1 protein-coding gene is annotated in these 949 nt (G+C 69.1%); it reads right to left on the reverse strand.

Annotated elements, in window-relative coordinates:
* On the reverse strand, positions 1–908 hold a 908-nt coding region (locus Aple_RS51700), incomplete at its 3' end, for a polyketide synthase dehydratase domain-containing protein (RefSeq protein ID WP_218038963.1).
* Positions 909–949 lie beyond the last annotated feature (41 nt).

The raw sequence follows: 949 nt of genomic DNA on the forward strand, positions 1-949 counted from the left end.
GCACCCGCCTCCGAATGCGCCTGCTCGGGCAACGCCACCTCGGCGAACACCTCACCACCCGCACCCCGCCACGCCGCACGCAACCCCTGAAACACCGGCCCATAACCCAGCCCACCCTCGGCCAGCCGGTCATACAACCCATCCAGCTCGATCACCGACGCACCATGCGGCGGCCACACCGCCGTGTCGAACACCGCCGTTCCAGCGCTGTGATCACTGCTCGTCAGCACACCAGCGGCGTGCCGTACCCACCTATCGCGATCGTCCGTCCCGGCGGGCCGGGCATGAATGCTCAGCTCCCGGCGACCCGACCCGTCAGCGGACCCCACCCGTACCTGAACCGTTACGGCCTCGTCCCCATCCAGCACCAGCGGCGCGGTCAAGGTCAGCTCCTCGACCACATCACAGCCGACCTGATCACCCGCTCTGATCGCCAGCTCCAGGAACCCGGTGCCGGGGAACACCACCGCCCCGCCCACCGCGTGATCGGCCAGCCACGGATGCGACCCCAGCGACAACCTCCCGGTCAGCAACACCTCATCGGAATCGGCCAGGCCCACGGCAGCCCCCAGCAGCGGATGGCTCGCGGCGGTCAGCCCCACCCCCCGGACATCTCCAGCCGAAGCGGGGCTCGGCCAGTACCATCGACGTTGGAAGGCGTAAGTGGGCAGCTCCACCTGGCGGGCACCGGGGAACACCGCACGCCAATCGAGCGGCACCCCATGCACATGCAACTCGGCCAGCGCCGACACCACCGCGCTCTGCTCACCCCGATCCCCGCGAAACACCGGCACCAGCACCATGTCCGACTCGCGCACACCGGCGTCCGAGTCAACGATCATGGCAAGGGTCTCTTGGGCCATCGCGGTCAGCACCCCATCGGGGCCCAGCTCCAGATACGCCCGCACGCCCTGACCATGCAGCGTACGGACACCGTCGGCGAAGCGAA

It is taken from the genome of Acrocarpospora pleiomorpha (genome assembly GCF_009687885.1).
Taxonomy (GTDB): Bacteria; Actinomycetota; Actinomycetes; order Streptosporangiales; family Streptosporangiaceae; genus Acrocarpospora; species Acrocarpospora pleiomorpha.